The sequence below is a fragment of the Bifidobacterium cuniculi genome, assembly GCF_000741575.1.
Classification (GTDB): domain Bacteria; phylum Actinomycetota; class Actinomycetes; order Actinomycetales; family Bifidobacteriaceae; genus Bifidobacterium; species Bifidobacterium cuniculi.
Map to the genome: position 1 here is coordinate 615,709 of NZ_JGYV01000001.1, position 17,139 is coordinate 632,847.

25 protein-coding genes are annotated in these 17,139 nt (G+C 58.4%); 21 read left to right on the forward strand and 4 right to left on the reverse strand.

The window, feature by feature from the left end; translation table 11 throughout:
* Window positions 1–49: 49 nt before the first annotated feature.
* Genes BCUN_RS02800 through BCUN_RS12140 form a run of 4 tightly spaced genes read left to right on the forward strand, consistent with a single transcriptional unit; the run spans window position 50 to window position 3,000 of the window.
* Window positions 50–625: a hypothetical protein gene (locus BCUN_RS02800; RefSeq protein WP_033515383.1), complete on the forward strand. Its 576-nt coding sequence runs from the start codon at window positions 50–52 to the stop codon at window positions 623–625.
* Window positions 622–954 carry a hypothetical protein gene (locus BCUN_RS02805; RefSeq protein ID WP_033515381.1) on the forward strand — a complete coding sequence of 111 codons (333 nt, stop codon included), beginning with the start codon at window positions 622–624 and terminating at the stop codon, window positions 952–954. The genes BCUN_RS02800 and BCUN_RS02805 overlap by 4 nt, the downstream gene beginning before the upstream one ends.
* Window positions 951–2,648 (forward strand): RecB family exonuclease, encoded by a 1,698-nt coding sequence (locus BCUN_RS02810; protein ID WP_081895486.1) that lies wholly within the window; start codon window positions 951–953, stop codon window positions 2,646–2,648. Before BCUN_RS02805 ends, BCUN_RS02810 begins: the two co-directional genes overlap by 4 nt.
* Before the next feature lie 40 nt (window positions 2,649–2,688).
* Window positions 2,689–3,000, forward strand: a complete 312-nt coding sequence (locus tag BCUN_RS12140) for a hypothetical protein (RefSeq protein ID WP_051920567.1) — start codon at window positions 2,689–2,691, stop codon at window positions 2,998–3,000.
* A 76-nt stretch (window positions 3,001–3,076) separates the two neighbouring features.
* On the opposite strand, the gene BCUN_RS02820 is transcribed toward BCUN_RS12140, so the two are convergent.
* Window positions 3,077–4,402, reverse strand: coding sequence for a hypothetical protein (locus tag BCUN_RS02820; RefSeq protein ID WP_051920569.1), 1,326 nt, complete (start codon window positions 4,400–4,402; stop codon window positions 3,077–3,079).
* 974 nt (window positions 4,403–5,376) lie between these two features.
* Between BCUN_RS02820 and BCUN_RS02825 the strand changes: the two genes are divergently transcribed.
* The 6 genes from BCUN_RS02825 to BCUN_RS02850 all read left to right on the forward strand — a co-directional run bounded on the left by BCUN_RS02825 (window position 5,377) and on the right by BCUN_RS02850 (window position 10,618).
* Window positions 5,377–6,789 carry an HsdM family class I SAM-dependent methyltransferase gene (locus BCUN_RS02825; protein WP_238552292.1) on the forward strand — a complete coding sequence of 471 codons (1,413 nt, stop codon included), beginning with the start codon at window positions 5,377–5,379 and terminating at the stop codon, window positions 6,787–6,789.
* A 71-nt stretch (window positions 6,790–6,860) separates the two neighbouring features.
* Window positions 6,861–8,171, forward strand: coding sequence for a tyrosine-type recombinase/integrase (locus BCUN_RS02830; protein ID WP_033515379.1), 1,311 nt, complete (start codon window positions 6,861–6,863; stop codon window positions 8,169–8,171).
* A 279-nt stretch (window positions 8,172–8,450) separates the two neighbouring features.
* On the forward strand, window positions 8,451–9,026 hold the full coding sequence (locus BCUN_RS02835; protein WP_033515377.1) for a hypothetical protein: 576 nt from the start codon (window positions 8,451–8,453) through the stop codon (window positions 9,024–9,026).
* Window positions 9,023–9,556, forward strand: a complete 534-nt coding sequence (locus BCUN_RS11315) for a hypothetical protein (RefSeq protein ID WP_051920571.1) — start codon at window positions 9,023–9,025, stop codon at window positions 9,554–9,556. The genes BCUN_RS02835 and BCUN_RS11315 overlap by 4 nt, the downstream gene beginning before the upstream one ends.
* A gap of 9 nt (window positions 9,557–9,565) precedes the next feature.
* Complete coding sequence (locus tag BCUN_RS02845; protein WP_034258277.1) at window positions 9,566–9,940, forward strand: DUF2513 domain-containing protein; 375 nt, start codon at window positions 9,566–9,568, stop codon at window positions 9,938–9,940.
* Window positions 9,941–10,003: 63 nt separating this feature from the next.
* Window positions 10,004–10,618 (forward strand): hypothetical protein, encoded by a 615-nt coding sequence (locus BCUN_RS02850; RefSeq protein ID WP_033515373.1) that lies wholly within the window; start codon window positions 10,004–10,006, stop codon window positions 10,616–10,618.
* Between the two features lie 54 nt (window positions 10,619–10,672).
* Here the strand turns inward: BCUN_RS02850 and BCUN_RS02855 are convergent, their stop codons facing one another.
* The 3 genes from BCUN_RS02855 to BCUN_RS12525 are packed head-to-tail and all read right to left on the reverse strand — an operon-like array spanning window position 10,673 to window position 11,850.
* The gene (locus tag BCUN_RS02855) at window positions 10,673–10,978 is read right to left on the reverse strand and encodes a hypothetical protein (RefSeq protein ID WP_033515371.1); all 306 of its coding nucleotides are present in this window, start codon (window positions 10,976–10,978) and stop codon (window positions 10,673–10,675) included.
* A 16-nt stretch (window positions 10,979–10,994) separates the two neighbouring features.
* Window positions 10,995–11,504 carry an ImmA/IrrE family metallo-endopeptidase gene (locus tag BCUN_RS02860; RefSeq protein ID WP_051920573.1) on the reverse strand — a complete coding sequence of 170 codons (510 nt, stop codon included), beginning with the start codon at window positions 11,502–11,504 and terminating at the stop codon, window positions 10,995–10,997.
* Window positions 11,449–11,850 carry a hypothetical protein gene (locus BCUN_RS12525; protein ID WP_152598043.1) on the reverse strand — a complete coding sequence of 134 codons (402 nt, stop codon included), beginning with the start codon at window positions 11,848–11,850 and terminating at the stop codon, window positions 11,449–11,451. The genes BCUN_RS02860 and BCUN_RS12525 overlap by 56 nt, the downstream gene beginning before the upstream one ends.
* 66 nt (window positions 11,851–11,916) lie before the next feature.
* Between BCUN_RS12525 and BCUN_RS12145 the strand changes: the two genes are divergently transcribed.
* The 11 genes from BCUN_RS12145 (at window position 11,917) to BCUN_RS12150 (ending at window position 16,965) form a co-directional block, all read left to right on the forward strand.
* Complete coding sequence (locus BCUN_RS12145) at window positions 11,917–12,228, forward strand: hypothetical protein (protein ID WP_152598042.1); 312 nt, start codon at window positions 11,917–11,919, stop codon at window positions 12,226–12,228.
* The gene (locus BCUN_RS02865) at window positions 12,221–12,973 is read left to right on the forward strand and encodes a phage antirepressor KilAC domain-containing protein (RefSeq protein ID WP_238552293.1); all 753 of its coding nucleotides are present in this window, start codon (window positions 12,221–12,223) and stop codon (window positions 12,971–12,973) included. The genes BCUN_RS12145 and BCUN_RS02865 overlap by 8 nt, the downstream gene beginning before the upstream one ends.
* A gap of 145 nt (window positions 12,974–13,118) precedes the next feature.
* Entirely contained in the window at window positions 13,119–13,571 is a 453-nt protein-coding gene (locus tag BCUN_RS02870) for a hypothetical protein (protein WP_033515369.1), read from the forward strand.
* Complete coding sequence (locus tag BCUN_RS02875) at window positions 13,571–13,894, forward strand: hypothetical protein (protein ID WP_033515367.1); 324 nt, start codon at window positions 13,571–13,573, stop codon at window positions 13,892–13,894. The genes BCUN_RS02870 and BCUN_RS02875 overlap by 1 nt, the downstream gene beginning before the upstream one ends.
* Window positions 13,887–14,018, forward strand: a complete 132-nt coding sequence (locus BCUN_RS12865; RefSeq protein WP_274518371.1) for a hypothetical protein — start codon at window positions 13,887–13,889, stop codon at window positions 14,016–14,018. The genes BCUN_RS02875 and BCUN_RS12865 overlap by 8 nt, the downstream gene beginning before the upstream one ends.
* Entirely contained in the window at window positions 14,011–14,703 is a 693-nt protein-coding gene (locus tag BCUN_RS02880) for a hypothetical protein (RefSeq protein WP_152598041.1), read from the forward strand. Before BCUN_RS12865 ends, BCUN_RS02880 begins: the two co-directional genes overlap by 8 nt.
* On the forward strand, window positions 14,696–14,893 hold the full coding sequence (locus BCUN_RS02885) for a hypothetical protein (RefSeq protein ID WP_033515363.1): 198 nt from the start codon (window positions 14,696–14,698) through the stop codon (window positions 14,891–14,893). Before BCUN_RS02880 ends, BCUN_RS02885 begins: the two co-directional genes overlap by 8 nt.
* A complete protein-coding gene (locus tag BCUN_RS02890) occupies window positions 14,890–15,105 on the forward strand; it encodes a hypothetical protein (protein WP_152598040.1) in 216 nt (71 codons plus the stop codon). The genes BCUN_RS02885 and BCUN_RS02890 overlap by 4 nt, the downstream gene beginning before the upstream one ends.
* Complete coding sequence (locus BCUN_RS11770; protein ID WP_033515360.1) at window positions 15,098–15,862, forward strand: DUF3310 domain-containing protein; 765 nt, start codon at window positions 15,098–15,100, stop codon at window positions 15,860–15,862. The genes BCUN_RS02890 and BCUN_RS11770 overlap by 8 nt, the downstream gene beginning before the upstream one ends.
* A 3-nt stretch (window positions 15,863–15,865) precedes the next feature.
* Window positions 15,866–16,186: a hypothetical protein gene (locus tag BCUN_RS02900; protein WP_033515358.1), complete on the forward strand. Its 321-nt coding sequence runs from the start codon at window positions 15,866–15,868 to the stop codon at window positions 16,184–16,186.
* A gap of 263 nt (window positions 16,187–16,449) precedes the next feature.
* Complete coding sequence (locus BCUN_RS12150) at window positions 16,450–16,965, forward strand: hypothetical protein (RefSeq protein WP_152598039.1); 516 nt, start codon at window positions 16,450–16,452, stop codon at window positions 16,963–16,965.
* The last annotated feature ends 174 nt before the right edge of the window (window positions 16,966–17,139 follow it).

Genomic DNA, 17,139 nt, shown 5'->3' on the forward strand with positions numbered 1-17,139 from the left:
CGCATAGCACCCTTGTGACAACAGAACCGAAACGGAAAAGGACCCCGCAATGTCGTTCTTCAACCCCTCCTGGGACCATGACACCCCCACCCCGGACGCGACGGCCGAACCGGCCACACCCGCCATGCCCGAACCGGACACCGTGGCAGACCCCACGGACGCGGGCGCGCCGGAACCGGTGGAGGAGGATACGGGCGCCGACGCCAAGCCCACGCACACACGATCGCGCGCCAAACGCTCCTCCGGCATCACGCGCCGGGACATCACCCGCATCCTCGAGTGCGACCGGACGTTGACGGGCAACCCGCAGTTGGGCGCACTCATGGAACAGCTCGCCGGCCAGGACCGTGCCCAACAGGTCGAACAGGTGCTGGACGGCAAATGGCGCGATGCGGCCAAGGCGTTGCAGGCGGCGCATGACGACGCCAACGAGATCACCCGCACCATCGCCCTCATCCAACTCATCGACCGTCAAACGGCGCAGATCCGCGCCATGGCCCGCATCTGCGAGGCGCTCACAGGGGACGGGGAGGCGAAATGGACGGGCAAGGAAATGGACGTGGCCGCCACGATCGCGCAACACGCGCCCCAACTCGACATGGGCGTGCTCAAGGAGCTGCTATGACGGCCCAACCCACCCTGTTCGGCAAGGACCGGTTGGCGCACCTGCTGCATGTGCCGCCCATGTTCATCGACCGGCTCATCGACCACGGGCTATTGCCCGAACCCAACGGCCCAGGCCATACGTGGCCCGAACCCAAGGTGCGGGCCTTGTTGGCGGCGCGCCCGTGGCTGCGTATCCTCACGGTCCCGTTGAGCCGTGTCGAACTGCACCGGCTCAACCCGAGCCTGCGCATGCCCTCGGACGCGGCCGTCATTTCAGGACGGCCCTACGCGCCCCTGTGGCATGCGATGGATGACGCGTGGGGGCGGGACGCATCACGCATGGTATGACGCCATTGATCAGTTTCCACGCGGGGCATGCGGTACCGGAGCAACCGGTGCGCGTGCCCCGCGCGTTCTCCCACACGGCCATCACCACATGGGCGCAATGCCCCGCACGATGGCTGGCGGGCAAACTCATCCCCCAACCGGTGCGCGCCGACGACCCGTTGGTGTGCGGCCGTCTGGCGCACACCGCGTTGGAACTCGCCATAGGCCACGATCCAAATGACGTGGAGCCCGAATGGGCGTTGCTGTGCTCGCACGCGATCGACCATGAACGCCGGATGGTCCGGGACAAAGGATGGGGTGACGATCCGGCGCCACGCATCGTGCTGCCCAACGGCGCCATGGCGGACGATGCGTATTGGGCCATGTGCGCGGCACGGCGCTTGCAAGGCTTCAGGTTGACGGACGCGTTGGACGGGCCGTTGCACCCCGCGGGTGTGGAGGAGGCGTTGCACGGCGAGTGGGACGGGATCCGGTTCACCGGGCGTGGCGATTACCGGGACGCCACCGGCGTGGTGGTCGATTGGAAGACGGGACGCGTGCCCCAATACGCGGACGGGGCGCGCACGCACGCGAACCAGTTGCGCCTGTACGCGCACCTATACGAACAGATGGGCGTGCATATCACGGGCGCACGCGATGTGTATGTGGAGCACCGCACGCATGTGGCGGCCAAACTGGACGCGCGGTTGATGAACGCCGCACGCCACACGTATGTGGACGGGGCGCGCGACATGATGCGTGTGTTGGAGCCACGGGTGCAACAGGTACCGTTGCGGCCGGGCCCGTTGTGCGCGTGGTGCCCGTTGGCGAACGTGTGCCCCATGGCGGGCCCGTTCACCGGCAAAGCGGCACGCGCAGCCCACGAGCAACCCATCCGGGCGGACGATCCACGCTTCCCGGTGGTGCGGACGCATACCGGTGGGCAGCAACAACCGGTGAGCGTCGGCAAGGAGGGCATGATGGATGAGGCGATGTTGATGGATCTGATGGGCGGCACGCACCCCAATGCACCGACCGCACCCGAACCCGCACCAAAGCCCACACCCGACCCCAAGGCCGAGGAGACGGACCCTGTGATGGGTGTGGACCCGTGGGCGGGCATGGACGGGGCGCGGGACGCGTTGGCCCAATGGGGCATCACCCCACCCGAACCCGAACCAGCCACCACACCCGAACCAAAAACGGGCACGGAAACGGTGACAGAGGAGCAACCGGCAACACCAGCGGAACCCACACCCACCCCCGCCACGCCGGCCACACCGGCAGGGGACATGCGGTTCGTGGAACAACACCCCTACGACCCCACATGGGGCGCGCACGGCATCAACATGGCCGGATACGGATGGTTGCGCCTCCAGGACATGAGCCAAGCGCTCATCGGCGTTCCCGATGCCACCACAGCAAGCCTCATCCGCCTCATCCAAGGAGCATGGGCCGCGGCCCGCACCGCATACGGGCCCGGCGCCGCACCCGACATCCCCGGACTGGCCGACGGCGCACCACAACCCGAACCCCTGTTCGCATGGTTGGACACCGCCGCCGCCCGCGACACGGTCCGAGCCCTGCTCGCATGGTTCACCCAACCCACCGATGACGGCATGCCGGTGGACGGGCGCATCGGGCAAGCCGCCCGGCACGCCGCACACACCCTTGCCATGGCCACGGCCGTGGCCAGCATGCGCCCCGGCGCATGACCCTTACAATAAAAACACCCCGATAGAAAGGACAGCACGCATGGCACGAACCAACGAACACGGAGGCGTCGACTACGGCATCGTCCGCACCGCGGACGAGGTATGGCTCGCCGACGACGACGGTGACGGCCGCAACCCCGAATGGGTGGCGGACGAAGAGGACGCGACCGTATGGCCCACCCGAGAGCAGGCCGAAACCTTCGCCCTGCTCGCCGGCGTCGCACAGGAAACCGACACCGGCATCGAACTCGACGACCACGTTGACATCCGCGAGGTCCACTGGATCAACGAGGAGGACATCGAACCGGACGACCTCGACCGTGAACTCGACGAAGAGGAACACGGCAACTAAACAACAAACCAACAACGTAAGGGGGTGGTCCAAGTGAACCACCCCCTTACGTTGTTGCATCGGGCGTCAAACAGGGTCAGATCTCATAGACCGCGTGGATGAACGAACGCATCTCCGTCAACCGCGCCGGAAGCCGGTCCTCCATGACCCCCGTCACCTTGTTGCGCACCCGGCGCGTCCGCCGCGTATGCGCCACCCGCGCATCCCCGGGCTCCATCTGCAAGAACAACCGGGCCGCCTCCGGGGACAACACCTTGTGATACGCCGCCATACGCGCCATGTTGCCCTGGCCGCCACACGCCCCGGACGCCCCATCGATCAGATCGACGCCCGCGCCCTTGCCATGCATGCGGATCAGATCCTTCGCGAACTGCAGATCACCATGCGGATTGGGGACGCTGCCGTTGCCGTAGCACATCTCCCAGAACGCCTGCGCCTGCAGATCCGGCGCATCATCCAACTCACGGAACGCCCGCACAATCTGCCGCGTCTGCTCCCGCGTCGGCACACCATTGGTCGGTTGGAACATCATCCGCAGATACGAACGGGCCGCCATGCCCTTCGCCGCGGGCTTGTTCACCATCCCCGGCACCTTCACCCGCCGCCCATGCTCATCCAACTCGTACCGGCGCGTGCCGGGCACCATCTTGTTCACCAACCCCATTTCACGGACCGCATCGCCCTTATGGTGCATGATCTTGCCGGTGGCCTTGTCGACCACATCCTTGTCATACCGTTCGATCTTCGTGTAATTGATGAACTTCCACGCCGCGCGCGCATCATCGGGTCCGGGGTACCCGTTGCGGATCACATTCGCCGCCGCGGCCGCATCCTCATAATGCAGATCGATCAACACCTGCGCCGCCCGGTCCGCATCCTTGCGGCGGCGCAGACTGTTCGCGATGCTCGTCGCCGGCACATACCGGCGCCACGGGCTCGCATCAATGGTATGGCGCCGCTCATACGGGGTCGCGGCCCGCCACGCCGCCTTGACCATGCGGCGCCGGTCCGCGGCCGGCACACCCTCCAAACGGCCCCGCAGCACGTCGCGCACCGCGCCACGCACCCGCTTGTCGCCACGCATCACCGTTTTGTCCAACATGGGCCCGTCATTGATCTCACGGAACACCACGTCGCCATGCTCGTCCTCCAACACGAACCCGGACGGTTCGATACGCACCGTGGCCGCCTGCGCAAGCAACCGGAGCGTCTCCTGTTCCGTCTTGCACACGCGCGGCTCCCGCACCGCGTTCTCACGCATCGTCGCCGTCAGTTCACTGATGGTCATGCTCACCGGGTCCAGGTCGGGCAGGCCACGCAACCCCATGTCGGGTTTGTTGTCGTACTGGCCGCCCGCACTGTTCGGCGCTCCTTTGGGTTTGCGGTACTGGTTGCTCATCATTCGCTCCTTCACGCTGCCACGAATCAACCCCTATTGCCGTATGGGGCTCACAGCCAGCTATGCCGCCACCCACCACACACAACGGGGGAGGAGGGGCAACTAGGGAAAACCGAAACAATGCAAAAAACTATTCACCCACCAGGGTGCGGGAATTACCATCAACGCGCACCACAACCCGGTACGCACCCCAAAGGCACGCTTCAACGGCCACAGGGCACTCTTCACCGACGCAGCGATGTCGGTGAAGAGTGCTCAACCTTACTGCCGATTGGTGTTAGGGGCTTCGAAAACAAGTATCTTCACCGACGCAGTGGGTTCATAAAGGAACCCTTGGAATCGGCTCCCCTATAGAAAGACCTTAAAAGTCGGTGCGTCACCGAAGAAACTTCATAAAACCCTTACGGTAGTAGGGCTGGGAGCCTTCACCGACTTTGCAATGTCGGTGAAGAAACTTATGTTTCTTCGGTGACTTATGTCAGAAGTCAGTGAAGAAACCTGCATGTCGGTGAAGAAACCCATGATGTCACTGCGTCCACAATCCAGCCGGAAACACAAAAGAACTGCATTAAAAAGTTATTGTTTCGCCAGATTCGAAGAAAAACCTTTCCCACCGCAGCGTACCCAACCATACACCTCTGATACATAAGGGGAACATCATGAGCCAGCCATACAACCATAGCAGTGCTGAACTGTTGATTTGACCTGTACCGCCTCGCCTGACTTGCCAGACACAATACGAACCGAATGATCGCCACAGACGCTGGAAGACCGGCACCAACGCGGATAGGCTGCATTGCTTTGCGCTTTGTTCGGCATTGTCGTTTATCCTTGGGTTGCAAGGATTGACACCCCGTGTTTTTCATCGCAAGATATGTGAAGCGAAGAAGCACGAATATATCGAGCAGAACATGGCAGCCGGCTCACGCCGCCATGACAGCACATGACAGGGAACAATGAGGGAAGGTGAACAGCTGATGGCGAAGAAGGAACCCAAGACCGATCTGTGGGTAGCCGACCAGCTCAAGGACTGCGGGATTCGTTTCGATGCGCAGGGAAGCGACGTGAAAGAGATCGATGAAGCACTCAAAACCGCATCAAAACGTGGAACCGGCCGTGTAGGATACCCCGAATACACTGCCGTCATCGGAGATTTCGTCATTGTCATTGAAGATAAAGCCTCAATAGATCGGCAAATCAAGATGACCGACTCGGGGATCCTTGACACAAGTGTGAACGCGGTGATGGATTACGCCGTAAATGGTGCCTACTTCTACGCTAAGCACATTGCACAGCACACACCGTTCAAAAAGGTGTTCGCCATCGGGGTGTCCGGAGATGAGAAGCACCATGTGATTACGCCGGTATGGGTGGATGATCGCGAGGGCTACAAGATGCTACCCGATATCGAATCATTCATATCGTTCTCCAAGCAGAATATCGGTGAATACTACACTCGTTATGTACTGAATGAAGCAACCGATGTCGAGAAGACCACAGAGCAGATCCTCAAGGATGCGGCCCAGCTGCATGAATATCTACGTACCTATGGCACGTTGAAGGATCAAGACAAGCCTTTGGTGGTCGCCGGCATCCTTCTGGCGTTGGATGAGATAGAGTTCGGCGGGTTCTCCCTTGGCTCGCTGACAGGTGACCAAGTGGACGGCAACCGCGACGGCGACAAACTGATGAATGCGATCAGAACACGCCTGACCCGTTCCAATGTGGGCCCGGATGCGAAAAAGGATAAACTGCTGGCGGAGTTTTCCATCCTGCAAACCAGTTTCCGTCTTAACGAAGTGAACGATACACTGGCGAAAACGCCGTTGAAATTCTATACGGAATTCCTGTATGAGCACGTATTCCGCAATATCAAATACCAGAAAACCAGTGAGGATTTCATCGGCCGTTTCTACGGCGAGTTCATGAGTTATTCAGGCGGTGACGGCCAAACGCTGGGCATCATCCTCACCCCGCGGCACATTTGCGATCTGATGTGCGACTTAGTGGATGTCCAACCCAACGACACGGTGCTTGATCCGACATGTGGTACGGCAGGGTTCCTGATTGCCGCCATGCACCGGATGCTGACGGCTGCGGACACGGATGCGCAGAAACGGAACATCAAAAAGAAACAGTTGCACGGCTACGAGTTGCAAAGCAACATGTTCGCCGTCGCCGCCGCCAACATGATCCTGCGCAAAGACGGCAACAGCAATCTGGAGTGCTGCGACTTCCTGAAGATGAACCCGGCTCAGGTACAGCTGAAGGGCGCAACCGTCGGTTTGATGAGGGACCGCATTCCGTGTCGAATCGTTGCGACTGCGAGGCTTCGTGTCGTAGAAACGTTGGTATTCCAACGGTTTGCGTGGTGTATACGTGGTAGATAGCATGTATATGATGGTTATCTGGTAAGGGTGCCGTAAGGGTGCCATGTTTTTGAGGCAAGGAGACATTGGGAATGGTGGAGAAGGCGAGGGCGCCGAAGGGTGCGCCACGGCCGAAGAAGATCGTGCGCAAACGTGTCGTGAAGCATCGGGACGGTACCGTATCCGAGCGGGAGGTGACCGTGTGGCGGCAGAAAGTAGTCGAGGGTGTCGTCGTGGAAGCCAAGACGCTGCGTGAAGTGTTGGCGAAGGCGTCCGGGAAGCGCAGGGAGTTGCAGGAGACGGGGCATGTTTCGGTGCGTGGCCGTAAGCCCGTGTTGCACAAGTATATTGAAATGTTCCTGGAGTTGAAGGAGAAGGAGCTGGCTCCGAAGACCATGGTGGGGTATAGGGTCATCTGCCGCCGTCTTGACGGTGCGTGCGGGCAGGATCGGGTGGATTCGTTTACGCCCATGACGCTTCGTCTTCTTTTGGAACGGTTGTGGGGGGAGAAGTCGTTTTCCACGCGGAAGCATGCGCAGCATATCATGTCGCAGATTTTCGGGTTGGCGGTGGATGATGGCGTAATCATGGTGAATCCCATGGCTGGTGTGAAGGTGAAGCAGCCTCGCGGGAGTCAGTCGGTGGATGCGCGGAGTGCGTTCAGCGTGCCGGAGTTGAAGATGATGCTCATGGTGTCGGCGCGGTGGCCGTTGGACAAGGCGGCGCGTATGTGGTTCAGGATTTTTACGGGTGCTCGACAGGGTGAGATTCTTGGTGCCGTGGCGGAGGATTTGCATTTGGATGCGCCTGTCCCGTATTACGATTTGCGGTGGGCGTTGACTGAGGTCACGTGGCGGCATGGGTGCGGTTCCATGGGTGAGGATGGTCGTTGGGCGTGTGGGCGCAAGCGGGGTGGTTCTTGTCCTGATCGTCGGCATGGTATTCCTCGTGGCTTCGTGTGCCGTGAATTGGAGGGGCGGTGGATGTTGAAGTTGCCTAAGAGCTACAAGCCGCGCACGGTGCCGTTGGTGCCTGAATTGGTGGAAGTCATGCGTCGGTATTTGGATTATGTGGCTGCGTGGCCGAATCCGCATGGGTTGCTGTTTCGTCATGAGGATGGGTCGTTGGTGACGGGCAAGGAGGATACTGCGGATTTCAAGGAGTTGCTGGTGGAGTGCGGCATGGACCCTGAAGAGCATCAGGGCCATGAGACGCGGCATAGTGCGGTGACCATTCTTCGTAAGGCTCATGCGGATACGAAGACGATCATGGAGGTGATTGGTCATTCGTCGCTGGCGGTGGACGACCTGTACATGCATGTGGATGATGAGCAGAAGAGCGAGGCGATGAACGTGTTGGGTGACGTGTTGAGCGTGCCGAAGGGACTGCTGCCCGGAGAGTGAGAGTCAGGGATGTTTTTGTCTTTTTTGCGCCTTGGCGCTATCTGTAAAAACTGTAATCTGTATATATATCTGTAAGGCCAGTTCACAGAAACAACCATATGGATAGTTTTGCAGTACAGGTAAAAATGGTGTATAGTGCTAGTAGACAACTGAACGGCACAAAAGAAAAATCCCCGCGCGGCTAGGGCCGGAAAACCAAAACCGCAACGGGGAACCCGAGAGCAAAGCCCTCATAAGCCATCTTAGCGGAAGGCATGGAGGGCGGAAATGGAAACCCGAATGGGCAAGAACAACGTCGAGGCAGTGTTCACCAAGGCATCGGAAGGCTACCTCATGCGCACCACAAAGAACAAGAAAGGCGTCGAAATCTTCACCTTGGACAATGTCGCCGTGACCATCCTCACCCTCATGGCAAACGAATCCTACGACTGGCCTCCCACCCAGAAGCAGGTAGCCGAACACGTCCCATGCCGCGCCTACGAGCGGGGACTGGATTACATAGCCGACATGATGGGATACGGCAACGCACTCACTGCACAGGAAGTCCAGGACCTCGACCTCGTGCAGGTCCAGGACCTCATGCAGCGCAAGCATGATGATGGTGTCACCTACATCTCCAAGATCATCACCAAGCTGGTCAACGCGGGATTGGTCGAAGTGGTCCGTGAAGCCCGCTCCAAGTCCAGCGACAACAAGTATGCCGCCTATCTGCTGCTCATAGGCGACGACGTGGAAAACGAGAAGGTGCGCCAATGGTGGGCCGACTGCGTAGACGCCGGATGGGGCAGACGACGCCGACCGAAACGCCCCAACATCGTGGACCCATACGCCAACCAAGAGGAGAAACAGTCATGAGCATGGTTGAACTCAGCTGGGACATCAAAAGCGAATACCTCGTGACCGAGCTTATGCAAGGCGCTTGGCGCGCCCAGCAGAATGGCCACGACTCGCCGGAAGCATACGAGTATGTGTGCCAACGCTACGACATTGAAACGGTGATAGCGCACATGCAACTGTTGGCTGACGAAGGCTATTGCGAAGGCGTCCTCGCCTACCGTTGGGGTGAAGAGAAACCGTTGGGCAAACTGTCGCAGTCGGCCTGCAACGACTACATGATCATGAGGTTTGTTCACATGGGCCCCCTGACTCCCATGGGGGTGAAGTATGCCGCCCGGCACAAGGAACTTCAGGTAATGGACCTCGACGTGCAGCACTTCATCCCCTTCCCCTCCGCGCCGATTGTCGAACGGTTGAAGAACCTGTATGAGACGGACCAGGAGGAAGCCCACATAACTGCTGACGGTATCCTCTGCGAAATGCTGGACCGTCTCGGGTACAGTGACGTAGTGGATGCCTACGATGGTGTCCCGAAATGGTACGCATAGGAGGCTGCCATGTGTCGTGATTGGGATTTGATTCGTCGCATGCTGCTCGCCGTGCAGGGAACCGCCATGAGCGAGGAGACCGCATACTATGGGACGGCGATCAACGCGGCCCGGTTCGTGGATGCCGCCCATGACTGGGACACGGTGGCATACAACGTGGACTTGATGCAGCAGGGCGGTCTTGCGGAGGGGATTGTGGTGCGAACCCATTTCGGTGAGGCCGTCGCCATGCATGTCGGACCGTTGCTGTGGGAAGGCCTGAATTTCCTGGACTTGTTCACGCCCGCCCCGGTATGGGAGAACGTGAAACGGCGTCTTGACCGCGTGGACGGCCACGCACCATATGAGACGCTGATGGAGTGGGGGCGGCATGCCGCGACCTAATATTGGCAACCCCAAGGGAGTTGCCTACCCCCGAGTTCGTGGAATTGCCTGATGGAGGAGACTATGAGCCGAACTGGTGACGCGACGGTAGCGTGCCTGCTGCCCGTGACCGATGTGAACCGTATCGTGGTGTCCGCGTGCGGGTATGCTATCGGACGCATGTCGGCGATGGTGGGCATCGTCGCGGATGGTGTCGCGGAGAACCTACACGCCTTGACCCCGCATACGGTTTCTTCGATCATTCGCATGATTGACGAAGCGAAGGCACAGGACTGCTTGGGCTGGGATTGCGACGTGGAGGACTGGATGCGCCTACGCGCCCGTCTGACCGCCTATGAGCCGTCCCCTGAACCCGTGGAGCACACTACGCTGCACGGGTGGGCGTTGCCGCAGTTCCTGGGCGCCGCATGGCGTTGCGAAGCGGAACAGCTGCAATTGCAGGATGCCGCATGGTTCTGGACACACTTGGCCGAACAGATACCCGAACTCATCCTACACTCCTCCTTCACGATCTGCACCATACGTGACATGCTGTCGGACCACATGATTCCCACCGGCCTGCCCGTACCACCGCGCGAAAGCATCCCGAACCGGTGGGACGACGACCAGGACGACACGTGGACCGACTTCTACCTAGCCTTGTACGACGCCTACATGAAGGACGAATACGGACATTAAAGCGAAGGGCCCCACCCACCTTCCGGTGAGCGGGGCCCTTTTTGCGTTGCGGCTCTAGTCGGTGATTTGCGCCGGCGCACTGTACGAACTGTAGTAGTTGTACTTGTAGGATGAATCATCCTTCTTCGACTCGCTGGACAGGCCAACACCCACACAGATGGCGCCCACGAACACGAACGCGACGATCGCCACCACGTACGGCGTCAAGTCCCCAGCCTTCTTGTCCTTCTCCGTCTGCGCAACCTTGTTTGATCGAATCACGTCACGCTGCCCGTCACGGACCGCTACACGGATGATGACATACAACAGGATGAACCCGCCAACAGTGCCCAACAGTAGGCCGATATATACGCCTGCCATAGTTTTCCTTCTCCTTCTATTTGGTGCGCACGAGGGTTCGTGCGCGACAGATTTGCGGCAACACCAGACACTGGTAGTCACGGATTACTTCCTCGCACAAGCCAAGTTCGCGGGCGATGTTGTACGCGCTTCCGTCATACATGCATTCCGCCTGCGCATACCGTTTCGTATCCACGAGGGTACGTGCGGTCAGCATGCGCGCCTCCCGCTCCCTCCTGCGCCCATACGGCGGGCGGGAATCGTCATCATAAACCCAGTGGGCGAGCTCATGCACGAGAGTGCATTTCTTCAAATCGTACGGGAGAGCGCGCTCAATAACTATCGTCTCCAGCGACGCATCATAAGCGCCATACAGTCCCCTGCGTAGCTTCCCGGAGCATACCACCAGTGACGGCGCTAAATCATACAAGGCCATCCTCATGGGCCCGTAGTTCGGTGTTCCCGCTGTCACCAGGTCGAACACGGCACGCCTACCAGTCTTCAGACTCTGCCCCATCCGCATCCCCCTCAAATGCCGCAAGATCATAGTTTCCACTGTTCGCGCGCTGGAGAGCAAGCGCCGCACGCTCCTCAGGAGAGAGAGTGGACGGTTCGACCTCGCTGGTTTCGTCTTTTTGCGACGCAAGGTATTGGATTCTCTCCAATGTTTCCATTGGGTCTACGCCACAGATAGAGCATACCGTAAAAAATTCGCCGATTCGCATAGGCGCACGTTTCTTTTGCCGTATCCAGCGCATTCGTGAGTAACCGATGTCGCCGTTGGTTTCTCGGTCTACTTGCCGGTTGCTGACATGAGTCGCAGTCATTATCTGGTCGATCACATCAGCCGTGGCAACGTCGATGCTCGACCACCCTGTTGGTGTACTTGCCATAAAAGAATGATACCAAACGACACGCCCATTTGACATCAATCGTGACCATGTGGCATCATAATAACTATGTTGATGCCAAGTGGACTCAGCCGTGAGGCGATGAAGAATCTACGCGATGCAGTAATGACTGCGCGCGTAAGCAAGACTGCTATCGCTGAGCGTGCTGGCGTAAACCGCAAAACTGTAACAAGGCTCCTACAAAAAGACGATGTGTCGATGGGAACGTATTTCGCCATCGCAAAAGCTGTAGGCGCCAATCCCATGGTTCTTCTGGGAGAAGCCAACCGGCAAGCAGACGCATTGATTGAAGAAAAGAAAAAGGACGCCGCTGCAACGGCGTCCAATACCCCAGGAAGTGAGGTCGTAACCCGTGATTGATAATACCACAAGCGTCGCGTTGACGCCATTCGATTTCCATGGTTCGCAGGTGCGCGTCTTCACCGACGACCAGGACGCGGTCTGGTTCGTCGCCAAGGACGTGTGCGACGTACTCGGAACTGCAACCAATCATGTTCGTGAATACCTTGACGATGACGAGGTGAGCAACCTCCGGATTACGGACATTGCTCAGAGCGGCGGCCGTGCGCCGGTCATCATTTCTGAGGCTGGTTTCTACAAACTGGTGCTTCGTTCCCGTAAGCCGGTCGCCAAGGAGTTCCAGCGTTGGGTCACCCACGAGGTGCTCCCGTCCATCCGGAAGCACGGCGGGTACATGGCGGGGCAGGAGGCCATGTCTCCGGAGCAGATGGTGGCGGCGTCCATGCGGTGGCTGGAATCCCGCATCGCCGAGCAGAAGGCGCAGCTCGAGGCGCAGGCGCCAAAGGTGGTGTTTGCGGACGCGATCATTACCAGCGACACGAACATTCTGGTGCGCCGTCTTGCGAACATTCTCCGCCAGAACGGTGTGAATATCGGCCAGAACCGTCTTTTCAAGTGGCTTCGCGCCAACGGCTACCTGACCCGCACCAACGACCCGACACAGCGAGCCCTAGACCTGGGATTGTTTGTGACCCGCACGAACAAGCCGTACACGGACCATGACGGCAACAAGCACGTGACCTACACGACATTGGTCACTCCGCGAGGACAAGTTTACTTCGTGAACAAGTTCCTCGCTGATTAAAGACTTCCCTTGCCGAGGCTGGGACTCAAGACACTGTTCCAGTTTGCTTCCTTTCATCACCGTCCCAACCCCGGCAAGGGGACACTATTTCAACCACCAACCAACCGTCGCCAAGGAAGGCGACACCAAGAAAAGGAAAACAACAATGAACAAGGAAAACCAGAACGAAACCGTCCAGCAGCACACGAACACAGACGATTTCCCGGACATCACAATGTACAAGTTCGTGAGGCTTGACGAAAAAGACAACCCGACCTCGGTGTCAATGATCTGCGGTGAAAAGGCCATCGTGGATACAGAGGACTCCAACACGGGAGTAGTCCTCGGCGCGTCCTGTATTGATGTGGAGGATGCGCCATTCGATTTTGATTGCGTCAACGCTGTTTGTGCCTTGGTGGATATGCTTTCCGCATTCCCCACGAACGCACTGATCGGCGCGCTTGGTCATGACGGTGCTGAAAAGTTCATCCAGTTGGACCAGGAACGTTCAAGGCATGTAGATGAGGCAAAGTTCCGTTTGACCCAAAAGGAATGGGAACGCCAATTCAAGGCATCCCACGATGATGAAACCTCAGCTGTACCGGAGGCTGATTTCTGATGTCTCGCACGTTCATGTCGCCGGAAGCAATAGACGCTTTGCGGGCCAAACACCGGAAACCGATCAGCACCAAGAGTCTCCGCACGGAACGCCGTTTCGTGAATGACTTGGTGAAGCATCCGGGACAGTTCGCACAGTTCCATAAAAGCTACAAGATGAAGCAGGCTGCCTACAGTGCGACCTCTACCATTCGGGCACGTTCTCGTGCGGCCTTCCGTGACTGCGAAGCGCCGGGAACATTCATAACCAAGATCGTTCGCATTATCGGCGGCTATCAGCTGTGGGTGGCGTATCAGCCGCCGCAGGATACGCCCGATGCGTGACCGCGCATGCCTGGCTGGCCTGTTCGATGCGATGGCGCAAATGCCGCCGGAGCAGGTCGAAGCCATGTTCAGCCAGGACACCATACAAGCATTCAACGAATGGAAGGAACAGGCGAATGAATGACGGAAACAACACTGGAATGTCATACGACGTTCTTGGCTCATTCACCATCACGCGGGACAAGGATAAGGAGAAACCGATGAACGAGAATCATGAGGTCATCACGGACGTGGAGGACGTCCAGGAGGGTGATTTCGTCACGTTCTGCGCGAGGAGGCCTAACCGGGGTCAGATCGCGGCGGTCGTGCGGTGCATGGAAGAAAACGAAACGGATTACATCGTAGAAATCGAAGGCGTCCAACCGGCGAAGGTCATATTTTTCCATGATGCCCCAGTGGCTCTCCCCAAGAACAGGTGGAGGTTCCATCAGGCGACTCGTCCCAAGGTGAGGAATTTCTACGTGGACTGGAACCGGGAGAAGTGGATGACCGTGTTGGAGAATCTGCTGACTGCTGGCTCTTGGGGTTGGATGCGGCATCACGCGAATGAGCGTGCGATGACCATCGAGGGAGTTCAATTCGGCCCCAATAAGTTCGTTGACTTGCTGGAAAAAAGCTATGAGCATCCTGTTCTCTCGGATTACGACAGCGAGATGAAGTTAATGAGTCGCGTGGGAGCCGTGTTGGATGGTGCCGACACGAGTGGTGATGTGCAGATGTTGGACGGGACTGTTTGGACGTTCCTGAACGTGCCCCAACTGGTGTCTGATCTTGCTGACGTGTTCATGGAGGCGGTGCAGGATGCGTAACGCCTTGTTGAAGACCCTCGTCGTGTTTCTGGCGGGCATTTGTCTGATTCTTGCCGCCGTGACCGTCCCGTTCATCATTGCGCGTACGCCGTTGCAGACGGTGACGGTGTTGGCGGGCATCATCCTCGCGGGTGTGGGCGGTGGCCTGATTCTGGTGGGCGAGATCACGAAACGGGAGGATGCGCAGTGAGTTTGCGAACTGAAATGCCGGACTGGCCGTGGCTGGACGCGGATGAGGCACAGGAACTGACTGGCGCCGGTGATTCCAATTTTCGGAAGGATTTCCGGTACATCGCGCAGACGTATCGCGGCAAGCTCTACTTCGACAAGGAAACGCTGATAGAGGCGTTCAGGGCGAACCTAAACAATCCGAACACACAGAAGGAGGCGCCCAATGAGTGACATGGTGAATCATCCTGCCCATTACCAGCGTAATGGTGTGGAGTGTTTCGAGATCAATCGTTGGATGAATTTCATGCTGGGCAACGTCGTCAAGTACGTGTTCCGTGCCGGGTTGAAGGACAGTGTGCCGGAAGCGTTGGCGAAGGCCCACGAGTATGCGGTGCGTTGGTGCCAGAAGACCGGCGGGAATCCGCTTGCCGAGGCGTTCGTCCACTGTGACCCCGACGACCTGGTGTTGGCTGACCATAGCGCGAGCAGGATGGCGGACAACACGATCAGCCCGGAACATGATTTCTGGGAGCATGTCGCGCAGATGGCCGACAGCAGTTCGGATGATTGGCCGACTGTAATTCACCAGGATGTGGTGGACATGATGGACGATCATGGCATTCCCCATGAGGGGTGCCCGCTGGTGAAAGCTCCGGCGGTGCAGAAGCCTAGTGAGATGACTGTCGTCGGAGAACTGACTGGTTGCGACGGTTACGACTGGGAGGCGATTGAATGCCGACGCGACTCGGACGGCCAGTATTGGCTTGGCACTGATTCGGGTTGCTCCTGCTACAGCCCGTTCGAGAACTATGCGGACAGTACGGTGGATTGGACAGGGCCTCTTACCTGTACGCAGGCGGTGGCGGAATTCACCAATCTTGCCCTGCCGTTCGTTAGGGAACACTCCTACTTTGGCGGCGACCTTATTACGGACGACGACGTGAACCGTGAAGTACGAAAGATTCTTGACTCCGGGAAGGAGAAGTGAACCATGCCGATGGTGGAACAGCGCGTAGGCGCAGAGCAGAAGTACAAGGCGGGATGGTTGCTTGCCCATGATTACGTCGGGTATTGCATTTCCCCGGCGAATGGCAAGCCCGCTTTGATTCCGACACCGACCATGATTGCGAAGATTCTGAACATGCCACAATCCAAGGTGGATGAAGCATTCCGCGACATCCCCGAGATGACTGTGGGGGAAGCTGCCATTCCTGGCGCTCCTGACATGGGGGAATGCTTGAAACAGTTGGCTACCGAATGTGGCAGCAGCGACTTGTTCGACATTCTCTACTATGCGGCCCGACACCGCTAACCCCATATGTGCCTGTTGCTGGTAGCCCCTCGCACACGCAGCTTCCCGAATGGACTGTGCGAAAGCTGGGCCCGGTTCGATTCCGGGGCAGGCAGCCAAGGGGCGGTTCGGGTCAACGTCACCGTTTTTACAGTCATTTTGTCGGAACGATGGGCGGGGGAGTGCCATTCCTCTAGTGGCCACACCTCGCGTGGACTCCTGTCCGGGGTTACAACCCTGCCCAGCCCAACCGCCCCACCCGCTTTTAGGAAAAGGAACTCACCATGAACACAAAGAAACCGCCTAAGGAAGGACTTTACCGCTACCCTTGGGGACACTTTGCTTTCCTTAACGGCTACTACTGGTCCGTGAACTTCGCAGCGGCGCAGCAAGACCTAGAGGACATGTACGAACACTATGTAGCGGCGGGAATAGCTGATCTTATTGCTCCGATTCCACGTCTTGCTACACCGAATCCACCTCGCATATTGCCTCGTGAAGAGTTGGAAGGCAAGGGGTATGTGTCAGCGAAACAGTTCCTGACACGGCGTCTCAGGGAGGATTACCATTATCGGCCTACTCAAAAGGAAATCTGGGTGTTTGCCGGCATGGCTAAACGCACCTACCGAAAAACTGTCCAAGAGAACCCGCCCGAATCAGATGCCAGGAACCTGACTGGCGGCGGCCGCGTTTGGTACTGCCCACCACAACATCTTGAAGTGTTTGAGAACACGTATGGGCGGTTCTTGCAGGAAACCATCACAGGGCAAACGCTCGTTAGCCGGTTGGAGGCAGCATGACAAGACCGAAGAATCCCGTACCTGGCATTTGCAAGGTCTGCGGGGAAACGAAGATCATGTACGCGCGAATGATGTGTGAAGCATGCTACGCGCGGCAGTTGCCTCCTCGTGTCAGGAAGATACAAGAATGCGCCAACTGCGGGGAAACAAGACCGATTTACGCACGCGGACTAT

Excerpts from the sequence above, each read along its gene's own strand:
- BCUN_RS02855 (WP_033515371.1), bottom strand. The coding sequence starts at position 10,978 with ATGGCAGGCGTATATATCGGCCTACTGTTGGGCACTGTTGGCGGGTTC.
- BCUN_RS02825 (WP_238552292.1), top strand. The coding sequence starts at position 5,377 with ATGGCGAAGAAGGAACCCAAGACCGATCTGTGGGTAGCCGACCAGCTC.
- BCUN_RS11315 (WP_051920571.1), top strand. The coding sequence starts at position 9,023 with ATGAGCATGGTTGAACTCAGCTGGGACATCAAAAGCGAATACCTCGTG.
- BCUN_RS12150 (WP_152598039.1), top strand. The coding sequence starts at position 16,450 with ATGAACACAAAGAAACCGCCTAAGGAAGGACTTTACCGCTACCCTTGG.
- BCUN_RS02870 (WP_033515369.1), top strand. The coding sequence starts at position 13,119 with ATGAACAAGGAAAACCAGAACGAAACCGTCCAGCAGCACACGAACACA.
- BCUN_RS12865 (WP_274518371.1), top strand. The coding sequence starts at position 13,887 with ATGCGTGACCGCGCATGCCTGGCTGGCCTGTTCGATGCGATGGCGCAA.
- BCUN_RS02875 (WP_033515367.1), top strand. The coding sequence starts at position 13,571 with ATGTCTCGCACGTTCATGTCGCCGGAAGCAATAGACGCTTTGCGGGCC.
- BCUN_RS02885 (WP_033515363.1), top strand. The coding sequence starts at position 14,696 with ATGCGTAACGCCTTGTTGAAGACCCTCGTCGTGTTTCTGGCGGGCATT.
- BCUN_RS12525 (WP_152598043.1), bottom strand. The coding sequence starts at position 11,850 with ATGGCAAGTACACCAACAGGGTGGTCGAGCATCGACGTTGCCACGGCT.
- BCUN_RS02820 (WP_051920569.1), bottom strand. The coding sequence starts at position 4,402 with ATGATGAGCAACCAGTACCGCAAACCCAAAGGAGCGCCGAACAGTGCG.
- BCUN_RS12145 (WP_152598042.1), top strand. The coding sequence starts at position 11,917 with ATGTTGATGCCAAGTGGACTCAGCCGTGAGGCGATGAAGAATCTACGC.
- BCUN_RS02900 (WP_033515358.1), top strand. The coding sequence starts at position 15,866 with ATGCCGATGGTGGAACAGCGCGTAGGCGCAGAGCAGAAGTACAAGGCG.
- BCUN_RS02860 (WP_051920573.1), bottom strand. The coding sequence starts at position 11,504 with ATGATCTTGCGGCATTTGAGGGGGATGCGGATGGGGCAGAGTCTGAAG.
- BCUN_RS02805 (WP_033515381.1), top strand. The coding sequence starts at position 622 with ATGACGGCCCAACCCACCCTGTTCGGCAAGGACCGGTTGGCGCACCTG.
- BCUN_RS02800 (WP_033515383.1), top strand. The coding sequence starts at position 50 with ATGTCGTTCTTCAACCCCTCCTGGGACCATGACACCCCCACCCCGGAC.
- BCUN_RS02810 (WP_081895486.1), top strand. The coding sequence starts at position 951 with ATGACGCCATTGATCAGTTTCCACGCGGGGCATGCGGTACCGGAGCAA.
- BCUN_RS12140 (WP_051920567.1), top strand. The coding sequence starts at position 2,689 with ATGGCACGAACCAACGAACACGGAGGCGTCGACTACGGCATCGTCCGC.
- BCUN_RS11770 (WP_033515360.1), top strand. The coding sequence starts at position 15,098 with ATGAGTGACATGGTGAATCATCCTGCCCATTACCAGCGTAATGGTGTG.
- BCUN_RS02880 (WP_152598041.1), top strand. The coding sequence starts at position 14,011 with ATGAATGACGGAAACAACACTGGAATGTCATACGACGTTCTTGGCTCA.
- BCUN_RS02850 (WP_033515373.1), top strand. The coding sequence starts at position 10,004 with ATGAGCCGAACTGGTGACGCGACGGTAGCGTGCCTGCTGCCCGTGACC.
- BCUN_RS02845 (WP_034258277.1), top strand. The coding sequence starts at position 9,566 with ATGTGTCGTGATTGGGATTTGATTCGTCGCATGCTGCTCGCCGTGCAG.
- BCUN_RS02830 (WP_033515379.1), top strand. The coding sequence starts at position 6,861 with ATGGTGGAGAAGGCGAGGGCGCCGAAGGGTGCGCCACGGCCGAAGAAG.
- BCUN_RS02835 (WP_033515377.1), top strand. The coding sequence starts at position 8,451 with ATGGGCAAGAACAACGTCGAGGCAGTGTTCACCAAGGCATCGGAAGGC.